The 22391-nt window shown below is 58.8% G+C and carries 19 protein-coding genes; 2 read left to right on the forward strand and 17 right to left on the reverse strand.

Features of this window, described 5'->3' with window-relative positions; translation table 11 throughout:
* Positions 1-34 precede the first annotated feature (34 nt).
* The 15 genes from PH562_RS08805 to pcsA form a co-directional block, all read right to left on the reverse strand.
* On the reverse strand, positions 35-1522 hold the full coding sequence (locus tag PH562_RS08805; RefSeq protein WP_285172830.1) for an esterase-like activity of phytase family protein: 1488 nt from the start codon (positions 1520-1522) through the stop codon (positions 35-37).
* A 238-nt stretch (positions 1523-1760) separates the two neighbouring features.
* Positions 1761-2462 (reverse strand): DUF502 domain-containing protein, encoded by a 702-nt coding sequence (locus PH562_RS08810; protein ID WP_095434861.1) that lies wholly within the window; start codon positions 2460-2462, stop codon positions 1761-1763.
* Positions 2463-2638: 176 nt separating this feature from the next.
* Positions 2639-4465 (reverse strand): glutamine--fructose-6-phosphate transaminase (isomerizing), encoded by a 1827-nt coding sequence (glmS, locus tag PH562_RS08815; protein WP_285172700.1) that lies wholly within the window; start codon positions 4463-4465, stop codon positions 2639-2641.
* 116 nt (positions 4466-4581) lie between these two features.
* Positions 4582-5943, reverse strand: coding sequence for a bifunctional UDP-N-acetylglucosamine diphosphorylase/glucosamine-1-phosphate N-acetyltransferase GlmU (gene glmU, locus PH562_RS08820; RefSeq protein WP_285172701.1), 1362 nt, complete (start codon positions 5941-5943; stop codon positions 4582-4584).
* 102 nt (positions 5944-6045) lie between these two features.
* On the reverse strand, positions 6046-6792 hold the full coding sequence (locus PH562_RS08825; protein ID WP_285172702.1) for a FadR/GntR family transcriptional regulator: 747 nt from the start codon (positions 6790-6792) through the stop codon (positions 6046-6048).
* Between the two features lie 16 nt (positions 6793-6808).
* Positions 6809-7777, reverse strand: a complete 969-nt coding sequence (yjfF, locus tag PH562_RS08830) for a galactofuranose ABC transporter, permease protein YjfF (protein ID WP_113233453.1) — start codon at positions 7775-7777, stop codon at positions 6809-6811.
* Positions 7774-8802: an ABC transporter permease gene (locus tag PH562_RS08835; RefSeq protein ID WP_113233452.1), complete on the reverse strand. Its 1029-nt coding sequence runs from the start codon at positions 8800-8802 to the stop codon at positions 7774-7776. Before PH562_RS08835 ends, yjfF begins: the two co-directional genes overlap by 4 nt.
* Positions 8799-10322, reverse strand: coding sequence for a galactofuranose ABC transporter, ATP-binding protein YtfR (gene ytfR / locus PH562_RS08840; RefSeq protein ID WP_113233451.1), 1524 nt, complete (start codon positions 10320-10322; stop codon positions 8799-8801). The genes PH562_RS08835 and ytfR overlap by 4 nt, the downstream gene beginning before the upstream one ends.
* Positions 10323-10453: 131 nt before the next feature.
* Positions 10454-11416 carry a galactofuranose ABC transporter, galactofuranose-binding protein YtfQ gene (gene ytfQ, locus PH562_RS08845; protein WP_069612140.1) on the reverse strand — a complete coding sequence of 321 codons (963 nt, stop codon included), beginning with the start codon at positions 11414-11416 and terminating at the stop codon, positions 10454-10456.
* Positions 11417-11559: 143 nt separating this feature from the next.
* A complete protein-coding gene (locus PH562_RS08850; RefSeq protein WP_113233450.1) occupies positions 11560-12636 on the reverse strand; it encodes a BMP family ABC transporter substrate-binding protein in 1077 nt (358 codons plus the stop codon).
* A gap of 53 nt (positions 12637-12689) precedes the next feature.
* Positions 12690-13610, reverse strand: a complete 921-nt coding sequence (locus PH562_RS08855; RefSeq protein ID WP_285172703.1) for an ABC transporter permease — start codon at positions 13608-13610, stop codon at positions 12690-12692.
* Entirely contained in the window at positions 13607-14692 is a 1086-nt protein-coding gene (locus PH562_RS08860; RefSeq protein WP_113233448.1) for an ABC transporter permease, read from the reverse strand. The genes PH562_RS08855 and PH562_RS08860 overlap by 4 nt, the downstream gene beginning before the upstream one ends.
* A complete protein-coding gene (locus PH562_RS08865) occupies positions 14682-16256 on the reverse strand; it encodes an ABC transporter ATP-binding protein (RefSeq protein WP_285172704.1) in 1575 nt (524 codons plus the stop codon). Before PH562_RS08865 ends, PH562_RS08860 begins: the two co-directional genes overlap by 11 nt.
* Before the next feature lie 41 nt (positions 16257-16297).
* Positions 16298-17281 (reverse strand): quinone oxidoreductase family protein, encoded by a 984-nt coding sequence (locus tag PH562_RS08870; protein ID WP_285172705.1) that lies wholly within the window; start codon positions 17279-17281, stop codon positions 16298-16300.
* Between the two features lie 36 nt (positions 17282-17317).
* Positions 17318-18043 (reverse strand): phosphatidylcholine synthase, encoded by a 726-nt coding sequence (gene pcsA / locus PH562_RS08875; RefSeq protein ID WP_285172706.1) that lies wholly within the window; start codon positions 18041-18043, stop codon positions 17318-17320.
* Positions 18044-18255: 212 nt separating this feature from the next.
* Here pcsA and PH562_RS08880 point away from each other — a divergent pair, with 212 nt between their 5' ends.
* On the forward strand, positions 18256-19458 hold the full coding sequence (locus tag PH562_RS08880; protein ID WP_285172707.1) for a UbiH/UbiF family hydroxylase: 1203 nt from the start codon (positions 18256-18258) through the stop codon (positions 19456-19458).
* Here PH562_RS08880 and PH562_RS08885 read toward each other — a convergent pair.
* Both PH562_RS08885 and PH562_RS08890 read right to left on the reverse strand, forming a co-directional pair.
* Complete coding sequence (locus PH562_RS08885) at positions 19435-20397, reverse strand: AEC family transporter (protein ID WP_285172708.1); 963 nt, start codon at positions 20395-20397, stop codon at positions 19435-19437. The genes PH562_RS08880 and PH562_RS08885 overlap by 24 nt on opposite strands.
* A gap of 65 nt (positions 20398-20462) precedes the next feature.
* Positions 20463-21230: a cytochrome c biogenesis CcdA family protein gene (locus tag PH562_RS08890; RefSeq protein WP_113233443.1), complete on the reverse strand. Its 768-nt coding sequence runs from the start codon at positions 21228-21230 to the stop codon at positions 20463-20465.
* A 283-nt stretch (positions 21231-21513) separates the two neighbouring features.
* Between PH562_RS08890 and PH562_RS08895 the strand changes: the two genes are divergently transcribed.
* Positions 21514-21792, forward strand: a complete 279-nt coding sequence (locus tag PH562_RS08895) for a PsiF family protein (protein ID WP_113233442.1) — start codon at positions 21514-21516, stop codon at positions 21790-21792.
* Positions 21793-22391: the final 599 nt, after the last annotated feature.

The following is a 22391-nucleotide window of genomic DNA, read 5'->3' on the forward strand; positions in this document are numbered from 1 at the left end:
ACGCGTTAACCGCGTCCATCCGCGTTTCATCAGATCACTTTGCGGCGAGACCGGGAATGGTAACCTGGAATACCTGGAACATGGTATCGACATCGGCACCGCTATCATCCTTGTATGCAGCGCCGACCTGAAAACCATCCTGGGTGATGAAGTCGTTGTCATTAGCAACGAACAGGAAGTAATCGTCAGGCAGCTTCGGATCCTTAACGCTGACGAGCGACATGGCCTCCCATTTTTCCGAGAGATTGTTGCGGTCGTTCGGTGCCCCATTGTGCAGGCCGAAGCGCGCAAGGTCGGCGCTATCGTTAATGTCGATGAACTGGCTGAGGACAGCCGGCTTGACTGAGGGATCGAGAACACCCTTCGGCGCGACCGCCGTATCGCCATCGAATTTGCTGCCGGCAATATCGGTTGCAGCCGACACGTCGACGGCAACGATGCTGCGATAGAGTGACTTGTCGCCCTTCTGCCCATAGCCATTGTTGCTGTCGCGCGCCAGCATCAGGAAGCTTGTCGGTGAGAGCGCCACGATTTCGCTTTGGGCGGCGACGGCCGTCTTGCCCTTGTCATTGGTGAAGACCGGCAGAGGCACGACATATTCGTGCACCAGTTTCAGATTTGCAGGATCGGCGGCATCATAGACCAGGGCGCGCGTATTCTGCCTGGTCGAGCTGGAATCGCCGCCATCCTGGCGGGTTGCGGACTGGAGCACGACGATCAGGAACTTGCCGTCCGGGGTCAGGGACATGCCCTCGAAGCCTTGATTATTTTGGCGCCCGCTGGTCGGATCCTTCGGATCGGGCGCGGCTTCGCCGGGACCGGGATTGTTCGAGGAAAAATTCACGACGCCCCTGCGCATCGGCTGAAACGCGGCCGGCGGTGCCGTGGCCGAGATCATCAGCCCATCCGCCGAGAAGCGGTAGATATAGGGACCGTATTCATCGCTGATGAACATCGAACCATCCGGCAGCTGGGCAATGGCTTCGTTATCGAGCGAGATCTTGCCGTTCGGTGCTTGCGGCAAAAGCGGCATGCCGCCTTCCGCCTGGCGAACGCCGTTGGCTGGGTCAAGGCCGGTGGTTTCGTTGCCCTTGTTGTCCTTCAACAGCAGCGTATCCGCGAGCTTGGCTTCGAGGCCCTCCTGTTCCTTACCGGCTGGCGGCGTTGCGCCGGGAGCAAGCGGCGTAAGCTTGATATCGATGGTGTTGAGACGCCCGCGGTAATCCGTGGTGCCGGCGACATTATAGCCGCGGTCCGGCAGCAGCCACAGCGAGCCCTTATAGGTGCCGTCGGCGTTGCGAACCCAACTCTTGGCATCGATCGACATGCCCGAACCGGAACCGAAGGTTTCACCGAACTTGTCGCGCGCATTAGCCGGGATACGGCCGATGGCGACGCGGCCCTTATTGACCAGCGTCACACCTTCGACCGTCACGGAATTATCCGCCAGCGCCAGCATCGGCGCCGTGAAAACAAATGTGGCAAGCGCCACCGACAGCAGCGGCAAGCTCTTCGAACGCATATATCTCAAGACAATATCCTCCTGATAAAAACCTTTGTGGAGGCAACGACATCCATCTCCCGCCTGTTTGCGGACCGCGTTGAAGAACCGCAGCTCGGTGCCCGTGCCCCGAACATTCGATGCTGAGATACATGCGATTATCTGCCCCGACTGACGATCTAAGGTGTCAATATGATAGAGGCATGACAGTTCGCGCAAAACGCGAAGCTATTGATCCAACCATTGGAAGATGAGCAATTTAGCTCAAAGATTTCATCGGAACCGGCGGACGCAAGCTCTTCGTTGCCACCAGTTCTTCCTTGAATTCGGGCGACACAAGGCCGCCCGAGATCAGCAGCTTGGCGCCATCCTCCGGGCTCATATCGAGCACGGTGATCTTTTCGCGCGGAACGAAGACAAGGAAGCCAGCTGTCGGCACGGGCGTCGGCGGCAGGAAGACCGCCACCATGTCCTGCCCCATGGCGTTGAATTTCGAGGCGATCTCGCCTTTGGCATCTGTCGATATGAAGACCATGGACCAGAGGCCGGGACTCGGATACTCGATCAGCCCGACCTTCTTGAACGAGGTGCCCTGCTCTTTCAGCACCGTTTCGAAGATCTGCTTGACGCTCTTGTAAATCGTACGCACCAGCGGCACGCGATTGACGATCGACTCGCCGAAGCGGACGATGCTCTGACCGATCAGGTTCTTGGCCAGAAAGCCGACAATCGTGATGAAGATCATCGCGATCACCAGGCCGGTACCGGGTACGGCGAAGTTCAGATAGCTCTCGGGATCGTAGCGGGCGGGAATATAGGGGCGAACCCAGCTATCGGCCCAATGAACGACGGACCAGGTCAGCCAGAGCGTGATAGCGATCGGAGCGCAAATGATCAGGCCGGCCAGGAAGTTGTTTCTGATCCGCGTGGTCACGGACATTTTGATGAGTTTTTCAGTCATTCGCCGCTCGAAAACTCCGTTCCGCCGCCTACCGCTTTCAGGCAAATCCTCCCCACCTCTCAGTATAGGAATCGTGCCAGAAATTAGCGCGGCATACAACCCGCCAGCCGCGTTCGCGAGCCGAACAAACGCCCGGCTCACGACGACGTGACGGCAAATGCGGGACGGAAGTTGCCCTATTCCACGGTGACCGATTTGGCGAGATTGCGCGGCTGATCGACGTCCGTGCCCATGAAGACAGCCGTATGATAGGCAAGCAATTGAATCGGCAGCGAAAATATGATCGGCGCGATGATCTCGTCGACGACTGGCAAGGTGATCGTTGCCATGGTCGGCAATGTCGAGGCTGCCGCGCCAAGCTCATCCGTGATGAAGATGATTCGGCCGCCGCGCGCCGCCACTTCCTGCATGTTGGAAACGGTCTTGTCGAAGAAGCGGTCATGCGGAGCGATGACGATGACGGGCATGTTCTCGTCGATCAGCGCGATCGGCCCATGTTTCAATTCGCCGGCCGCATAGCCTTCGGCGTGGATATAGGAGATTTCCTTCAACTTCAGCGCGCCTTCCATGGCGAGCGGGAAGCTGGTGCCGCGGCCCAGATAGAGCACGTCCTTGAACTTCGAGATCTCGCGCGACAGGCTTTCCATCTGCGGCTGGATGATGTTCAGGACATTCGCCATGATACGCGGCATTTCGACGAGATGGCGCACCATCTCTTCCTCATCCTTGGCACTGACCGTGCCGCGAGCAACGCCTGCTCCGATCGCGAGCGATGCGAGAACTGCAAGCTGACAGGTGAAAGCCTTCGTAGAGGCAACGCCGATCTCGGGACCGGCCAGGATCGGAAATACCGCGTCGGATTCACGCGCGATAGTTGATTCCCTGACGTTGACCACGGCACCGATCTTCAGGCCGTTGTCCCGGCAGTAGCGCAGCGAAGCCAAGGTATCCGCGGTTTCGCCGGATTGGGAAATGAACAGTGCCGCCTGAGAAGGCGCCAGTGGCATTTCGCGGTAACGGAACTCGGAGGCAACATCGATTTCGACCGGCAGCCGCGCATAGCGCTCGAACCAGTATTTACCCACCAAGCCCGCAAGATAAGCGGTGCCGCAGGCTGATATCGCGAGGCCGGATACGCCGCCGAAATCGATCGTCGAGACGTCCGGGCGCACGCGATGGCTGGCGAAATCGACGTAATGGCTCAGCGCATGGGAGATGACCTCTGGCTGTTCGTAGATTTCCTTTTCCATGAAGTGACGATGATTGCCCTTGTCGACCACATAGGCGGTCGCCTGCGAAATCTGCCGCGGCCTGTTCACTTCGTTGCCGTTGAAATCAAGAATGATCGCTCCGGCATGCGTGACAATCGCGCAGTCACCATCGACCAAATAGGTGATCTCGTTGGTGAAAGGTGCAAGCGCGATGGCATCCGAGCCGAGGAACATCTCGCCCTTGCCATAACCAACGGCAAGCGGCGGGCCGGAACGAGCCGCCATCAGCGTGCCGGGATCGCTCTGGAACATCACGGCCAATGCATAGGCGCCCGTCACGCGGTTCAGCATTTTCAGCACGGCCGAACGTGGGCCCAGGCCTTCGCGAACGTATTTCGCCAATAGATGGGCGACGACTTCGGTATCCGTCTGCGAGGCGAACTCCTGCCCTTCAGCCTTCAGCTCTTCGCGCAACTCCGAGAAGTTCTCGATGATACCGTTGTGGACGACGGCAACGCCTTCGACGAAATGCGGATGGGCGTTGGTTTCATTCGGAACGCCATGCGTTGCCCAGCGCGTGTGCGCAATGCCTGTCGTGCCGGGCAGAGGATCCGTCTCCAGCCGCTTCTCTAGATTGAAGAGCTTTCCTTCCGCGCGGCGGCGATCCATCACACCGTCATGGATCGTCGCGACACCGGCCGAATCATAGCCACGATATTCGAGCCGCCGCAGTGCATCCACCAGGCGATCCGCTACGGGCTTCGTTCCGACGATCCCAACAATGCCGCACATACAACTCTCCGTCTGGCCTCAGATGATGAGGGCAAGTCCTAATCATTCCTAGTATTTTCTCAATTGGCATAACGGTCACTTTCGATTTCCGACCGTTACGTCAATCATCCAAGGGTTTAGTGACCACCCTTCTTCGCCGCCTTGATGGCAAGAGCTCGTTCGCGGATCACCTTGGCCCGCCCCGGCTTTACTTCCTGGCGAGCACGGCCGAAGGCCAGCGCATCGACCGGAACATCATCAGTGATGACACTGCCGGACGCAATATATGCGCCGTCGCCGATGCGAATGGGCGCTACGAGCGAGGAATTGGACCCGACGAAAGCATTGGCGCCGATATGCGTCTCATGCTTGTTGACGCCATCATAGTTGCAGGTGATCGTGCCCGCGCCGATATTGCTGCCGGCGCCGATCGTCGCATCGCCGATGTAGGTCAGGTGATTGACCTTGGCGCCCTCGCCGATCTTGCCATTCTTAACCTCGCAGAAATTGCCAACCTTGGCACCGCCGGCGAGATCCGCGCCCGGACGCAGCCGCGCAAAGGGTCCGACCGTCGCGCCGGCGCTGACATGGGCGCCCTCGATATGCGAGAAGGCATGGATGACCGCGCCACCCTCGATCACGGCACCAGGACCGAAGACGACGTTCGGTTCGATCAGCGCATCCTGGCCGATCACGGTGTCATAGGCGAGGAACACGGTTTCCGGCGCTATCATAGTCACGCCCGACAGCATCAGTTCCTGACGGCGGCGCTCCTGCCAGAGGCGCTCGATAAAAGCGAGCTCGGCCCGGTTGTTGCAGCCGGTCATTTCGACCTCGGGCGCATCGACCGCAACGGCGCGGCCGCCCAGCGAGCGGGCGATCTCGACGAGATCGGTGAGGTAATATTCGCCCTTGGCATTGTTGTTGCCGATGCGATCAAGGAGATCCAGCGCCTTGCGGCCGTTGATCGCCATCAGTCCGCTATTGCACCATTTTATCGCGAGTTCGGCATCGGTGGCATCCTTGGCTTCTCGAATGGCGATCAGCTCGCCATCCTTGACCAGCAACCGGCCATAGGCGTTGGGATTTTCCGTATGAAATCCGATGACGACGATGTCGTTACCATCGGCCAGTCCCTGGCGGGCGGCACGAAGCGGCACATCGGTCAGCAGAGGGACGTCTCCGTAGGCAACAATAATGTCGTCATATCCACGGGCAATCGCCTCGCGCGCCGCCAGCACGGCATGGCCGGTGCCGAGCCGCTCCTTCTGAAGATAGGATTCGACTGTTATGCCGCCGATCGACGCTGCGGCGCTGACCTCATCCGCATTACGCCCCACAACCAGAGCCGCCGCAGAAATCCCGGTCCTGGAGATCGCATCCATGACATGGGCGATCATCGGGCGCCCGGCAATCGGATGCAGGACCTTCGACATCGATGACTTCATGCGGGTACTGTCGCCGGCGGCGAGAATGATGGCGAGACAGCTGCGTTCCATTTCAAGCTCCGAGATATACGGTCAAGCGCCGCCCGAGGGCCGGGCGACTCCCCTCATATCAACAAGTCGAGCGATGAACTACGGCGAAATTCAAGGCGACCTTCAGGCCTCGACGAGAGCCTGGAAAGCTTCGAGGACATGCTGACGCCCATCGATGATCACAAATTCCATCGCCTTATGGGCTGAAAGGCCGTCACGCGCCGCTATCGCGTCCACTATGGCCATATGCGTATCCGCAATATTGGCGAAGCCATTGGTTGAAGGCGGTGCGCTCATGCGAAACATGCCGACGAGTGCGGCTTCGATAAGTCCACCCAGCGATCGCATGAATGGGTTCTGCGAAGCCTCCGTAATGGCCAGGTGGAAATGCAGATCGGCGACCGCGAGGCTATCGGAGGTATGATGCGGCGCTGCCATGGCAGCGGCAAGACTGCGAAGCAGTTCGATGTCCTCTCGACTGGCCCTCTCCGCCACGAGGCTCGCGGCAAAAGGTTCGAATGCCATGCGTATATCATAAAGATGGAGAAGGAACTCTTTGTTGACGCCGCTTTCGAAATGCCAGTTGAGCACTTCGTTGTCGAACATGTTCCAATGGATCTTCTCGGTGACGCGCGTGCCGACACGCGCGCGCGGCACCACCAGCCCCTTTGCGGCCAAAGTCTTCATACTCTCACGCAGGACAGTGCGGGACACCTTGAACCGTTGCAGAAGCTCGCTGTCGCCGGGAAGAATGCTTCCGATCGGAAAAGCTCCAGAGACGATCGCCTTGCCCAGCTCATCGACCACCTGAGCGTGGCTCGTGCGCGATTTTCCCTCTGATTTTCCGGTCTCAAGCAATCGGTCGCGCAAGCGCTCTGTCCTTCCCTCAGACATATCGTCGATTCAAGCGGGAAAGCAGCAGAAGTCCCTTCTGCATCAGAATAAAGGCAAACAGCAACAAGCCGATCAATATCTTCGTCCACCAGCTGGAAAGCGTTCCATCGAAGGTGATGTAGGTCTGAATCAAGCCCTGTATGAGAATTCCGATGAGTGTTCCTCCGACGAACCCCGCTCCTCCCGTCAGCAGTGTTCCGCCTATGACCACGGCGGCGATCGCATCGAGTTCGACGCCGACCGTGGCAAGCGAATATCCCGCTGAGGTATAAATCGAAAAAACGATTCCGGATAGACCGGCAAGAAAGCCGGACAGGGCGTAGATCTGGATCGTCGTTCGTCCAACTGCCACGCCCATCAGCTCCGCGGTCTGCACCCCTCCACCCAGCGCGTAGACATTGGCACCGAAACGGGTGCGATGCGCCAGCACGACGCCGCCGGCAAAGACTAGCAGCATGAGACCGCCGATCAAAGTCAGCCGGCCGCCGCCGGGCATCAGCCAATAGAGATCGTTGAGCTGAGAATAGAAATCATGCTCGATCGGAATGCTGTCGATCGACAGCACGAAGGCGATGCCCCGCGCCAGGAACATGCCGGCCAGCGTCACGATGAAAGGCGGCATGCTGAGATAGTGAATGATGGCACCCATGCCGGCGCCAAAAATCGTAGTGATGATAAGAGCAAGAATGAATGCGATCAACGGATGGATCGCCGTATCGCGCAGAATGACGGCCAGAAAAACACCGGTAAAGGCAATGATCGAGCCGATGGACAGGTCGATGCCGCCCGAGATGATGACGAAGGTCATGCCTACGGCGGCAATTCCCAAAAACGCGTTATCAGTCAATAGGTTGCCTACCACCCGTGTCGATAGCATATTCGGATATTGCGTCACGCAGGCGACATAGGCCAGGATGAAGATAAGGATCGTCGCAAGCAGCGGAAGATATTTCGAATTCACTTTGCCTGCTCCTTTTGCACCATCTGCCCCTCGTCTCGGCGACGCCAGAAGAATGACGTGGCGGATTGCATTGCCGGCGACTGGATGACCAGAATGACGATGACGATGATCGCCTTGATCACCAGATTGAACTCCGGCGGAAAGCCGGAGAGCAGGATGCCCGTATTGACCGACTGAATGATCATTGCGCCGATCAGCGAACCGACGATGCTGAAACGGCCGCCAAGCAACGAATTGCCGCCGACCACGACCGCAAGAATCGCATCCAGCTCAAGCCACAGACCGGCATTGTTGGCGTCCGCACCCTTGATGTCGGCCGTAACGATGATGCCGGCAACGGAGGCACAGAGACCGCTTAACGCATAAACCGCGATGAGCAGGACCGGGGTCCGAATACCGGACAAGGTGCTTGCCCGGCGATTGATGCCGATGGCTTCGACCAACATTCCGAGGGCAGTGCGCCGCACCAAAGCGATCACCAGAAGCGCAGCGACAAGCCAGATCGCCACCGGCATCGGCAGGGCGGCGAACGAGCCGCTGCCAAGGAAGATCAGTCCGTCATTGTTGAAGGTGAGAATCGCGCCCTCGGTAATCAATTGCGCAATGCCGCGGCCCGCCACCATCAGCACCAGCGTCGCGATGATGGGCTGGATATCGAGTACGGCGACGAGGAATCCGTTCCAGAGCCCACATGCCAGCCCGACGCCGATCGTCAACAGCAGCGTATAGGAAAGCGAATAGCCGGCAACGATCGAGGACGCCGCAACAGCACCACAGATCGCGATGACCGCGCCGACGGATAGATCGATCCCCTTCGTGGCGATGACCAACGTCATGCCGATGGCCAGTAACGCCACCGGCGCACCACGGTTGAGCACGTCTATCAAGCTCCCGTACAGCCTTCCATTTTGAACTTCCAGATGAAAGAAATGTGGGAACATAATGAAATTCAACAGAAGAATAACCGCGAGCGCAATGAGCTGAGGCGTCAGCCGAAGCAAGGAGGTTTTGATTGGCGAGCTCATGCGTCCTCCCGCGTCTTTTGAGTCGTGGCGATGGCCTCAACGATATTTCCGGCCGTGATCTCAGTTCCGGCCAACTCGGCAATATGTTCGCGGTCACGCAGGACGATGACGCGCGAACTATAGGCGACAAGCTCCTCGAGTTCGGATGAAATAACTACCAGGGACATTCCCTGCCGGCAAAGATCCTCGATCAAGCGGATGATTTCCGCATGGGCACCGACATCGATACCGCGCGTCGGCTCATCCAGGATGAGGAAGCTCGGATTGGTCGCCAGCCATCGCGCAAGGATCGCCTTCTGCTGGTTACCGCCTGAAAGGAGCCTGATAGGCTTTTCCCGATCGGTCGTGCGGATATCCAGCGCCTTGATGTAGCGATCGGCGATGGCGTTCTGCTCGCTGCGCGGCAAGGGCCTTGCCCAGCCGCGTCTTGCCTGCAGCGCCATGACGATATTTTCGCGAATGGAGAGATCACCGATGATCCCATCGGTCTTGCGGTCTTCCGGGCAAAAGCCGAAGCCGCTCTTGATCGCGGCACGCGGACTGGAAAGCGTAATGGGCTTACCTTCGATCTTCGCCTCGCCACTGTCGGCGCGCTCGACGCCGAAGAGCACTTCGGCGGTCTCCGTCCGCCCTGAGCCAAGCAGGCCCGCAATGCCCACAACTTCGCCGACGCGCACCTCCATGTCGAAAGGCTTGATCTTGCCGCGCTTGCCGAAATTCGTGAAGTGATATCTGACCGGGCCGCTTTCCGTCTCGCTCTGCTTTATCGTATTTTCCGTCTCGGCGAGTTCGCGGCCGAGCATCATGGCGATCAGGGTCTGCCGCGGAAGACCGTTCGCATCGCGCGTGCCGACCAGCCGGCCGTTGCGGAGAACGGTAATGCGATCGCAGATTTCGTAAACCTGCTCCAGGAAATGCGTGATGAAGACAATTCCCAGCCCGCGCTGTTTCAATCGCCTGACGATGCCGAACAGCATCTCGACTTCATGCGTATCCAGGCTCGCAGTGGGCTCATCGAGAATGAGGACCTTGCCGGAAAGATCGACCGCGCGGGCGATGGCGATCACCTGCTGAATGGCGACCGAAAAGCGATCGAGCTGGCGGCTGACATCGATATCCAGGCCATATTGTGACAGCAGATCTCTGGCCATCTTATTCATGACGCGGCTGCTGACCATCCCGAACCGCCGCGGCTGGCGGCCCAGAAACAAGTTTTCCGCAACGCTTAGATTGGGCAGCAGGTTCACTTCCTGGTAGACGGTTCCAATACCAAGCTTTTGAGCAGCAAGCGTGTCATGCGGATCAATCTCGGCCCCATCGAGAACGAGCGTGCCTGCATCGCGCCGGTAGGCGCCGGTCATGCATTTGATCAGGGTCGACTTTCCAGCACCGTTCTCGCCGAGAAGCGCATGAACCTCGCCGCGCATCAATGTGAAGTCGACATGATCGAGAGCGGTCGAACCGGGGAAATATTTACAAAAACCTGTCGCCGTCAGAAGTCGCTCTACGTCGTGAGCCATGAAGCGCGAATTTCCTTGGAATGAATCAAATTGCGAAAGCGATAGCCGGCGCATTCCGTGGGTGCGCCGGCATCTTGCACAAGATATCGCACCGGCGCGGCATTGCCGATCCGGTGCGATGAGCTTTCGTCTTAGTAGCCGAGGTCCTTCTTCTGCTCGTAGACCTTCTGCGGATCATCGGCCTGGGTATAGAGCTTGGATTCCGTCTGAATCCACTTCGGCGGCTCTTTCTTGGTCTTCAGGTAGGCATCGAGCGCATCGAAGGCCGGACCAGCCATGTTCGGCGTCAGCTCAACGGTTGCGTTCGCCTCACCCGCAGCCATTGCCTTGAAGAGATCCGGAACCGAATCGATCGACACGGTCAGGATGTCCTTGCCCGGCTTCAGGCCAGCTTCCTTGATCGCCTGAATGGCGCCGACGGCCATATCGTCGTTATGGGCGTAGAGCGCGCAGATATCCTTGCCGCCGTTTTCAGCCTTCAGGAAGCTTTCCATGACTTCCTTGCCCTTGGCGCGGGTGAAATCGCCGGTCTGGCTGCGAACGATCTTCAGGTTGTCGTGACCCTTGATGGCTTCCTCGAAGCCCTTCTTGCGGGCGATGGCCGGCGAGGAGCCGGTCGTCCCCTGCAGCTCGACGATGTTGCACTTCTTGTCGCCGACTGTCTTTACAAGCCAGTCGCCGGCAACCTTGCCTTCATGAACCAAGTCGGACGTGACAGCCGTCAGATAAAGGTCCTTCGGCGCGGCGACCGTGCGATCAAGCAGAATGACCGGGATCTTCGCTTCCTTGGCTTCCTTCAGGACAGCATCCCAGCCGGTCTCGACGACCGGGGCCAGCAGGATCGCATCGACGCCCTGCGCGATGAACGACCGGATTGCCTTGATCTGGTTTTCCTGCTTCTGCTGCGCATCGGCGAACTTCAGATCGATGCCGCGCTTCTTGGCTTCCTGCTTCGTCAGCGTCGTTTCGGCCGCACGCCAACCAGACTCCGAACCGATTTGCGAGAATCCGACGACCAGGTCTTTAGCCGATGCCGATGTGAACATGCAGGCAGCGAGAATCGTAGCACTAACGAGTGCGGTCTTAAATTTCATGATTATCTCCCAAAGGCCATCTCCTCAGGCCCGCCGTCAAAAAATCATATAGTAATACTTTTGTAAATCGACATTCGATGATGCAGTGCAACAAAAAAGGGCGATCGAGACGCCCTTTTTCAACTTTACCTATGTGGTCGGAATTACTTCGAAGCCGGCAGCTTGTCGTCCACGCCTTCGATGTAGAAGTTCATCCCGAGCAGCGTGCCGTCATCAGCCTTTTCGCCAGCCTTGAGCCAGGGCGTGCCGTCCTGCTTGTTGATCGGACCGGTGAAGGGAGCCAGCTCGCCGGACTTGATCTTGGCTTCGGTTTCCTGGGCCATCTTCTTCACGTCGTCAGGCATGTTCGTATAGTCGGCCATCTTCAGGATGCCGTCCTTCAGGCCGTCCCAGCTCTGTTCGGACTTCCACGTGCCGTCGAGCAACGCATGAACGCGCTTGGAGTAGTAGTTGCCCCAGGTATCGACGATCGCCGTCAGCTGCGCCTTCGGGCCAGCCTTGATCATGTCGGAAGCCTGCCCGAACGCGTGAATGCCGCGTTCTTCAGCCACCTGCATCGGCGCCGTCGTATCGGTGTGCTGCGTCAGAATATCGACGCCCTGGTCGACCATGGCCTTGGCGGCATCGGCTTCCTTGCCCGGGTCGAACCAGGTGTTGACCCATACGACCTTCAGCTTGAAGCTCGGATCGATGGAGCGGGCGCCCTGTTCGAAGGAGTTGATGCCCATCACGACTTCCGGAATCGGGAAGGACGCGATGTAGGCGGCACCATGATTCTTCGACGTCTTGGCGGCGATCTGGCCGAGGATATAGCGGCCTTCATAGAAGCGCGAGTTGTAGGTTGCGAGATTCGGGCCGCTCTTGAAGCCGGTCGCGTGCTCGAACTTCACCTTCGGGAACTTGGCGGCAACCTTGACGGTCGCGTCCATGAAGCCGAACGAAGTCGAGAAGATCAGCGAGCAGCCGGAGCGGGCGAGACGCTCGATGGCACGCTCGGCATCCGGGCCTTCCGGCACGTTTTCGAGATAAGGCGTCTCGATCTTGTTGCCGAATTCCTTCTGGATCTGCTGACGGCCGAGATCGTGCGCCTGCGAATAGCCGCCGTCCGTGTGCGAACCGACATAGACGAAGCAGACCTTGGTCGGTGCCGCTTCAGCGGCGGCAGCGAAACCAACGATGGCAGCGGCTGTCGTTGTGAGGGCGAGTGCTAGTTTTTTCATGGTTACCCCTACTGGTTTGACATGTTTTGCAGAAATCGGTCCGGCTGTTGCAATCAGCGCTCCGGAACGAAGGCTTTGCCGAGCGACGCTGGCGTGTTGATCAAGGTCGCGCGGCGATTTTGAGAGATGATGACGAGAACCACAATAGTCGAAGCATAGGGCAGCATCGACAGGAATTGCGAGGGTATGCCGACGCCGAAGCCCTGCGCATGGAATTGCAGGATCGTCACGGCGCCAAAGAGATAGCCGCCAGCCAGAACGCGCATCGGCCGCCAGGATGCGAAGACGACCAATGCCAGCGTCACCCAGCCGCGGCCGGCCGACATGTTCTCGACCCATTGCGGAGTATAGACCAGCGACAGCTGAGCACCTGCAAGCCCGGCGCAGGCGCCGCCGAACATGACCGCGAGATAACGGGTGTGGATGACGTCGATGCCGAGTGCATGGGCCGAGCCATGGCTATCGCCGACGGCGCGCAGCTTCAGGCCGGCACGGCTGCGGAAAAGGAACCAGTTGACGCCGATGAGCAGCGCGATCGACAAATAGAAGGTCAGGTCCTGCTTGAACAGCACCGGGCCGAGGAACGGTATATCCGACAGCAACGGAAATACGATTTCTTGCAGCTGCACGCCCGGCACACTGACATAGCCTTCGCCGATCATGCCGGAAAGGCCGAGCCCAAGGATGGTCAGCGCCAGGCCGGTCGCGACCTGGTTCGTCACCAGCGTCAGCGTGAGGAAACCAAACAGCAGCGAGAAGAGCGCGCCCCCGATGATGCCGGTCAGCAGGCCGACATAGGGCGATCCGCTCATCTGCGCTCCAACAAAAGCGGCGACCGCACCGATGATCATCATGCCTTCGACACCGAGGTTGAGGACGCCGGAGCGTTCCACCACCAGTTCACCGAGGCCGGCAATGACGAGCGGCGTCGATGCGGTGATGATGGTGAGCAGGATGGCTTCAAACACACTCATGCCGCACCTCCACGGACCCGCGACCAAACCACACGGATTTTGTAATAGATCAGCGTGTCGCAGGAGAGCACGAAAAACAAAAGCAAGCCCTGGAAGACGCTGGCCGCCTTGGCGGAAATACCGGGTGATAACTGCGCGGCTTCACCGCCGAGATAGGTCAGCGCCAGGACCAGACCGGAGAGAATGGCTCCGAGCGGATTAAGGCGCGCAAGAAAGGCGACGATGATGGCGGTGAAACCGTAACCCGGCGAAATTGCCGGCTGCAGATGGCCGATGGAGCCGGAAACTTCAGATATGCCCGCCAGTCCCGAGAGCGCGCCGGAGACGAGGAAGGCGAACCAGACCATTTTCCGCGAAGAAAAACCGGCAAAGCGCCCTGCCCGCGCCGACTGTCCGAGCACACTTATCTCAAAGCCTTTCAGCGTATATTTCATAACGAACCAGGCAAGGATCGCCGCGACCACGGCGAAGACGATGCCCCAATGCGCACGCCCGGAGTCCTCCCATATCGCCGGCAAAACTGCTTCTGGCGGAAAGTCGATGCTCTGCGGAAAGTTATGGCCCTGCGGATCGCGCCATGGCCCGCGCGACAGCCAATCGAGGAAAAGCTGCGCGATATAGACCAGCATCAGGCTCGTCAGGATCTCATTGGTATTGAAATGCGCCTTCAGGAGCGCCGGAATGGCGGCATAGAGCGCGCCGCCGACGGCGCCGGCGATCAGCATCAAAGGCAGGACCACGGGCGAATGCCAATCAGTGAAGACGATCGGGATGAATGATCCGGCGATCGCGCCCATCGTGAACTGCCCTTCGGCGCCGATATTCCAGTTGTTGGAGCGATAGCAGAGGCAAAGGCCGACGGCGACCAGGATCAGCGGTCCGGCCTTGATCGCCAGTTCGTGCAGCGACCAGACTTCCAGCAGAGGCTCGACAAAAAAGGCGTCGAGCGCCTCGACGGGATCCTTGCCCATGACGGCGAACATGATGGTGCCGGCGATCAACGCCAATGCGAGCGCAAGCAGAGGCGATAGCAAGCCGAACAGCTTGGAGACCTGCGGGCGCTTTTCAAGTTCAATGCGCATGTACAGGCTCCGAATGCGTCTTAGAGTCATGCAGACCGCCCATCAGCAGTCCGATCTTCTCGCGCGTCAGTTCACCGGCGGGATAGGACGGCGACAGCCGTCCTTCCGAGATGACGGCAATATCGGTCGCGACTTCGAAAATCTCATCCAGATCCTGGCTGATAACGAGCACGGCCGAGCCGCCGCGAGCGAGATCGACCAGTGCCTGGCGGATGCGGCTTGCGGCGCCGGCATCGACGCCCCAGGTTGGTTGGTTGACAACGAGCACGCTCGGCTGGCGATCCAGCTCACGGCCGACGATGAACTTCTGCAGATTGCCGCCGGACAGCGCGCCGGCAGCCGGATCCTCGCCGCTCTTGCGCACATCCATCGCCTCGCAGATACGCTTCGTCGCCTGCTTGACCGCGCCGTGCCTGATGACATTGAAGAAGCCACCGCCCAGGAACGACTTGCGATCCGACTGATGCCGGGCAAGCACGAGGTTATCCGATAACTTCAATGTCGATACAGCAGCATGGCCGTGGCGTTCCTCGGGCACGAAGCCAGCGCCGATCAGCCGGCGCGCATTGATGCCTTTGGTGCCGACGGACTTGCCGCGAAGCTGGACGAGATCATCCGCGGGGACGGTGTATTCGCCGGAAATGACATCGAACAATTCGCCCTGGCCGTTACCGGCAACGCCGGCAATCGCCAACACCTCACCGGCCCGTACACGCAGGGAAACGTCTTTCAGCGCCATGGCAAACGGGGTTCTCGCCGGTGCCGAAAGGCCCGCGATCTCCAAGAGAATATCGCCCTTGTTGCCAAGCCCCTCGTGCTGCACGCTGGCGACATCGCTGCCGACCATCATGCGGGCAAGCGAACCGGTCGTTTCCTGCCTGGGATCGCAGGCACCTGTGACCTTGCCGTGGCGTAGGACGGTGGCGCGCGAGCAGATGCGCTGCACTTCCTCCAGCCGGTGGCTGATATAAAGCACCGATCGGCCCTCGTCCCTCAACTTAAACAGGGTTTCGAAGAGGCGATCGGCTTCCTGCGGCGTCAAAACCGAGGTGGGCTCGTCGAGAATGATGAGCTTAGGGTTTTGCAGAAGCGCACGGACGATCTCGATACGCTGACGTTCGCCGACCGAGAGATCGGCGACATGTGCATTCGGATCGAGTGGCAGCCCATAGGCATGCGAAAGTTTTGCGGCTTCCTCGGAAATTTTCGCGAGCGGGATATTGCTGTCGAGCGACAACGCTATATTTTCGGCGACAGTCAGCGCTTCGAACAGAGAAAAATGCTGAAACACCATGCCGATGCCGAGCTTGCGCGCGGTGCCCGGCGCATCGATCGCCACAGGCTGCCCCTGCCAGACGATCTGCCCATGCGACGGTTCGAGCACGCCGAACAGCATCTTGACGAGCGTGGATTTACCTGCGCCGTTTTCTCCGAGGAGAGCGTGAATTTCTCCCGGCTGGATTTCAAGATCGATTTCGTTGCAAGCAGTAAAACTGCCGAACAGTTTCGTCAGTTTGCGAACCGACAATAGTGCACCGGTTGCCGGCGCATCGGATGACGACACGTTCCCCTCATTTCCTTCCCACCGTCCTGCCCTTTACGGATCTATGGGATCAGTAGTGTAGTTCCACTCGTTTTCCTGGCTTCCAAATCCGCGTGCGCGCGCCCTGCATCAGCAAGCGGATAAGTTTGATGAATATTGATACGCACTTTGCTGCTTTGCACAACAGCAAATAACGCCTTTGCACTGGCTCTCAACTCTTCAGGTGTGCCGACATAGGCAAAAAGGCTCGGCCGCGTGGCAAAGAGCGAGCCTTTCTGATTGAGGATGGCGAGATTGAAATTCTCGATCGGACCGGAAGACTGGCCAAAGGTGACCCACATGCCGCGCGGCTTCAGGCAATCGAGCGACTGCGGGAAAGTATCCTTCCCAACCGAGTCGTAGACGACGTCGACACCCTTGCCGCCGGTAATCTCGCGGACGCGCTCGGCAAAATTCTCCTTGCTGTAGTCGATGACGTGGTCGTAGCCGTGCGCCAGCGCCAGTTCGACCTTCTCGGCGGAACCGGCAGTGCCGATGACGGTACCAGCTCCCAGTGCCTTGGCCCATTGGCCGGCAATCAGGCCGACACCGCCGGCGGCCGCGTGGAACAAAAGCGCCGTTCCAGGTCCGACTCTGAAGGTGCGGTTCAGCAGATATTCGGCCGTCATGCCCTTCAGCATCATCGATGCCGCAGTTTCAAGCGTGATATCATCGGGTACTTTGACCAGATGGCGGGTCTCGATGTTGCGTTCAAGGCTGTAGGCGCCGTCGCTGCCGGCATAGGCAACGCGATCGCCGACGGCAAAATCGGTCACGCCAGGCCCGACTTCGATGATCGTGCCCGCAGCCTCCTTGCCGAGCGCTAGAGGAAATTGTGGTGCCTTGTAGAGGCCGGACCGAAAATAGACATCGATGAAGTTGAGGCCGATCGCGGCGTGGCGAAGCTGCACCTCACCTGCGGCGGGAGGCGGCAGATCCACCTCCTCCAGCTTCATGACCTCCGGACCGCCATTCTCATGGATACGGATGACTTTGGTCTTCTTCATGATGCACAATCCTTACTCACGTCCTAGGGACGGGTCTTACTGACGACCGAGCGACGGAAAAAACTGCAGCACGGCACCAATGCAATAGAGATAGATACCGCTGATGATGAAGAGGACCACGGCCCATTGTGGCATGACGAAATGCATCAGCAGCGAATAGATGCCGAGTGCCGACCAGAAGAGAAATATGCCAAAGTTCAGCGGCCGCAAGCGCTTGACACGCACTGGGTGCAGAAAATTGATCGGCAGAAAGGTCAGGACGACGGAAACGCCGACGAGGATCATGGCTGTCGTGGCGCTGGCGCCGATGACGAAAAGCGTGAAGATCACCATGTTCCAGACGACTGGGAAACCGGAGAAGAAATATTCGTCGGTCTTCATGCCGGTATCGGCGTAATAGATGGCACTGGAAACGACGATCATGCCGGCGGCGACAAACGACCACGGCTCGCCAATCATGCCGCTCTCATAGAGCGCGAATGCCGGCAGCAGCACATAGGTCACATAATCGATGATATTGTCGAGCGTATCGCCGGACCAGTTGGGCAGCACCTCCTTGACGCGAACCTTGCGCGCGATCGGCCCGTCGATGCCATCGACCAGCAGCGCCAGGCCGAGCCACCAGAACATATCGACAAAGCGATGTTCCGACGCCGCGACAACGCCGAGAAAGGCGAGAAACGACCCGGATGCCGTCAATATATGAACGGAGAAAGCACGCATCTCCGCATAAGGCACCCGCTTGTAATTGAAGATTTTCATCCGCCCCACGACTCGTCAGCTTATTCACCTGCCCCGGCAGGCGGTTTTTCTTGCTAATATGCATCCTTTGGTCGGCATCGCCAGCGCAAAAGCGTTCATTGCGGCACGCTAGCGCGACTTGTTGTCATTTTCACCCGTTGCGATGTTTCATCCCATGGATTTCAACAGGCTAAGCGCTTATTTTCAGAACCAAAGGCAATTGAGGCATCGATATGAAGCAGATTGAAGTGGCCGTTATCGGCGGTGGACTCGCCGGCATGATCACGGCTTTCGCGCTGGCACGCGGCGGGAGATCCGTCGCCCTTGTCGCCGCGCCGCACAACAAGGCCGACAAGCGGACGACGGCGCTGATGGACCAATCGATCCGCTTTCTGAAGCGCCTGACGCTGTGGGACAGGATCGTACCTTCGGCCGCTCCACTGATCACGATGCGCATCATCGATGGCACATCGCGGCTGCTGCGGGCGCCGACGGTCTCGTTCCGTGCATCGGAAATCGGGCTGGATGCCTTTGGCTACAATATTCCGAATGCTGTGTTGCTCGACAATCTCAGCCAAGCCATTGAAGCGGAAGGCAATGTCAGCCGCATCGAAGCCACGGCTTCCGAAATCGCCTTCCGCGACGATGGTGTCTCGATCTCCCTCGACAATGGCGATTCCATCGAAGCTGCATTCGTCGTCGGCGCGGACGGCCGCAATTCGATGGTGCGAGAGACGCTCGGGATCAAAACTAAGGGCTGGTCTTATCCGCAATCGGCGATGGTTCTGAATTTCACGCATAGCCTGCCGCATCAGAACATCTCCACTGAATTTCACACCGAAAGTGGCCCCTTCACGCAGGTACCTCTGCCCGGCAGACGCTCCAGTCTCGTCTGGGTGCAGAAGCCGGCCGAAGCCGCTGCCAATGCGGAGAAGTCGCTCGAAGAACTCGGCCGGCTGGTCGAGGAGCGGATGCAGTCGATGCTCGGCCAGGTCACGATCGAGGACAGCGTGCAGGTCTGGCCGCTTTCCGGCATGACGGCCTATCGCTTCGGCAAGGGTCGCGCCGCGCTGATCGGCGAGGCAGCCCACGTCTTCCCGCCGATCGGCGCGCAGGGCCTCAATCTCAGCCTTCGCGACATCTTAGCCCTGTCGGACATTCTTTGCTCGCGCGCCGACCTTGCGATCCCGGCCACCGCGGGCGACAGTTTCGACCGCAAGAGACGTGCCGACATCGTCAGCCGTACAGCGAGCGTCGATCTCCTCAACCGTTCGCTGCTATCGGATTTCCTGCCCGTACAGATGCTGCGCGCCGCGGGCCTGCATGTGCTTTCCGCCATTGCGCCGCTGCGCAACATCGTCATGCGCGAGGGCATCGAACCCGGTGGCGGCTTGCGCAATTTTTCGTCGGCATTACGGGAAAAGCTGCGCCGGTAAGACGCCCGACTTTATCAGATAGAGAACGAGGGAAACCGTCACCACGGAACAGGCCGTGGTGATCAGGATGGTCGCGGAAGCCCGCTCCTGCCAGACGCCATATTGCTGACCGATGACGAAGACGTTCGTTGCGGTCGGCAGCGCCGCCAAAAGGACCGCCGCCTCGATCCAGATCGGATCGAAGCCGCCGACAGCTTGCAGAACGACATAGACGATCAACGGATGCAGGATGAGCTTTGCCGGCACGATATAGCCGATCTCGACTGGAATCCGCTTCAGCGGACGCAGCGCGAGTGTTACCCCCATGGCGAATAGTGCACAAGGTGCAGCCGCTTGCGCAAGATAATTGACAAATCGCTCGAAGGCGATCGGTTGATGCAGCGACAACGCAGCTACGACAAAACCCAGCGCTGTCGACAGGATGAAAGGGTGCAGCAGCACCTTCCGGGCGATATCGGCGGCAACGCGCCATGGCGAGCGCTTATCGCCGCCTTCCAGCGCCATTAGGGCGGGCGCGACGATGAAATGCAGTGCGTTTTCAAAGCATACGATCAGCGCTACCGGAACAGCCGCCTTTTCGCCAAGCGCCAGCAGCGCAAGGCCCGGTCCCATATAGCCGATATTGCCGTAGGCGCCTGCAAAGGCCTGGATGGTGCTGTCGGCAAGCGAATTGCGGCGCAGGAAACGGCCGATCAGGAACAGGAGCAGGAAAATCGAGTAGGTCGCGGCGATATCGGTGGCGATGAAATCGATCCGAGTCAGCTGTTCGATCGGCGTCTGGGACACGAGCTTGAAGAACAACGCCGGCAATGCCGCATAGATGATGAAGGTATTCAGCCAGCCGAGCGCTTCTGCCGGCTGCTTCGTAACGCGTGCGGCGACGTAACCGATCAGGATCAGGCCGAAGAATGGCAGCAGCAGACCGATGATATCAGCCATGGGGGTGAGCCATCAGGCACGTTCCATTTTACCGAGGGAAATGCGGGCGAAAGGTATCGCCCGACTTAGCCGATTTTCATCAGGATTGGAAAGGTCTGCTGAAACCAGATTGCCATATCGCTGACATAGCCGAAGATGAAAGCAAGCCCTGTCAGCACCAGAAGCCCGCCCATGACCTTTTCGACCGTCCCGAGATGGCGGCGGAAACGGGAGAGAAAGCGCATGAAGGCACCGGAAAAACCGGCAGCGATCCAGAAGGGAATGGCAAGGCCGAGCGAATAAACGGCGAGCAGACCGGCGCCAGCGCCGACCGTTTCACGCGAGGCGGCAATGCCGAGGATGGCGCCCAGCACCGGGCCGATGCAGGGCGTCCAGCCGAAAGCGAAGGCAAGACCCATGATATAGGCGCCCGTCAGCGTCGCCGGCTTGCCGCCGCTCTGAAAGCGTGCCTCCCGGGCCAGAAGGCCGATACGGAAGACGCCGAGGAAGTTCAGCCCCATGATGACGATGATCAAACCGCCAATCTTGGCGAGAATATCGAGGTGCTGGCGCAAAAGCATGCCGATCGAGGACGCGCCGGCGCCGAGCGCGATGAATACGGTGGCGAATCCCAACGTGAAGAACAGCGCCGACATCAGCACATTGCCACGGACGCCCGGGCTGGGAACAATCGGGCCTCCCGCTACGGCTGCACCACCTCCGCGAAACTGCTCGACCGAGATTCCCGCCATGTAGCAGAGATAAGGCGGCACAAGCGGCAGCACGCAAGGTGAAAGAAACGAAAGCGCTCCTGCGAGCAAGGCACTCAGAAGCGAGATATCGGCAAGCGACACGATGGGCTCCGGCTATGTCATTCCGATTCCTTTCCTAGCGACGCGAGTGCCGGAAAGCCAATCACCTTTTCGAGCGGGCGGGTGTCTTGCCTTAAAGTTGACGGAATTGGAAAACCAGCAGCCTGTTGCAAAACCCCGATTTTCCCCGGTTTTCCGGGCTCGACCAGGGGTCGCTAAGCCGCCCGATGAACGAATTGCTTTTGTAAAAATATTGGTTCAAGCTGTTGATGTTCGTCGAACAACGTACATTCCACCCCAGCTACTCAGCGGAGGAAAAGCCCCCATGCGTATTGCTACTATGTTCACGACTGCAGCCTTTGTCGCACTCTTCAGCGTAAGTGCCATGGCACAAACGGCGACCACCCCCAGCACCACCACAACAACCCCGAGCGCAACGACGTCGACCCCCTCGACGACGACAACGACCAAGCCGAAGGCAACGAAGCCGGCGCAGACTGCCGTCTCCAAGGCATGTTCGACTCAGGCTGACGCCAAGGGTCTGCATGGAAAGGCACGCGCCAAATTCCGAAGCGATTGCAAGAAGAACGGCGGCAAGGTCTAAAACTCGTTTCATTCTCGAATCGTGGTCAACTCTACCGTCCAGCTGGCTGTAGAGTTGACCTTCACGGCGCTCTCATCAAATCACCCTGACGGAAAGACCGAGCGGCGGTATCTGGATGCTGTTTGCTTGCTATGATCGTTTGTTCCGCGATCCTTCTGTCGGACATATGTTCCTGCGGAATGCCGACAGAAAACCGCTGCAACTTTTTCCGGAATGACCCTGCAGGCTGGCGCCATTGATGCCGGCAAGAGCACGTGCGCGTTATCTGGATATCGCCACCCGCTCACTATCGACATTGATTAAGGCTTCGGCTTTCTCGCGGCCATAGCAATGTTCTGCAATAAACGAGACAAACCCGGGAAACCGGCTGAAATTACAGTCCATCCCTATCCGCTCAAATCTATAGACGGAGTAGGAAGTTGAGACCCGCCATAAACCCTCCCCCTTCGGAAGCAGCATCACAGACTAACTATCTGACAGCCTGTCTTTTCGCCCTGGAACCATCGCTCGAGGGCCTCGTTGCTGCGGCGATAAAATCAGGCTGGAAGCGCGAATATGTTCTTCTTGCCATCATGGCCATCGCGCTGAACGACGGCAGT

Origin of the sequence: Rhizobium centroccidentale, assembly GCF_030182565.1 — a bacterium.
GTDB lineage: Bacteria > Pseudomonadota > Alphaproteobacteria > Rhizobiales > Rhizobiaceae > Rhizobium.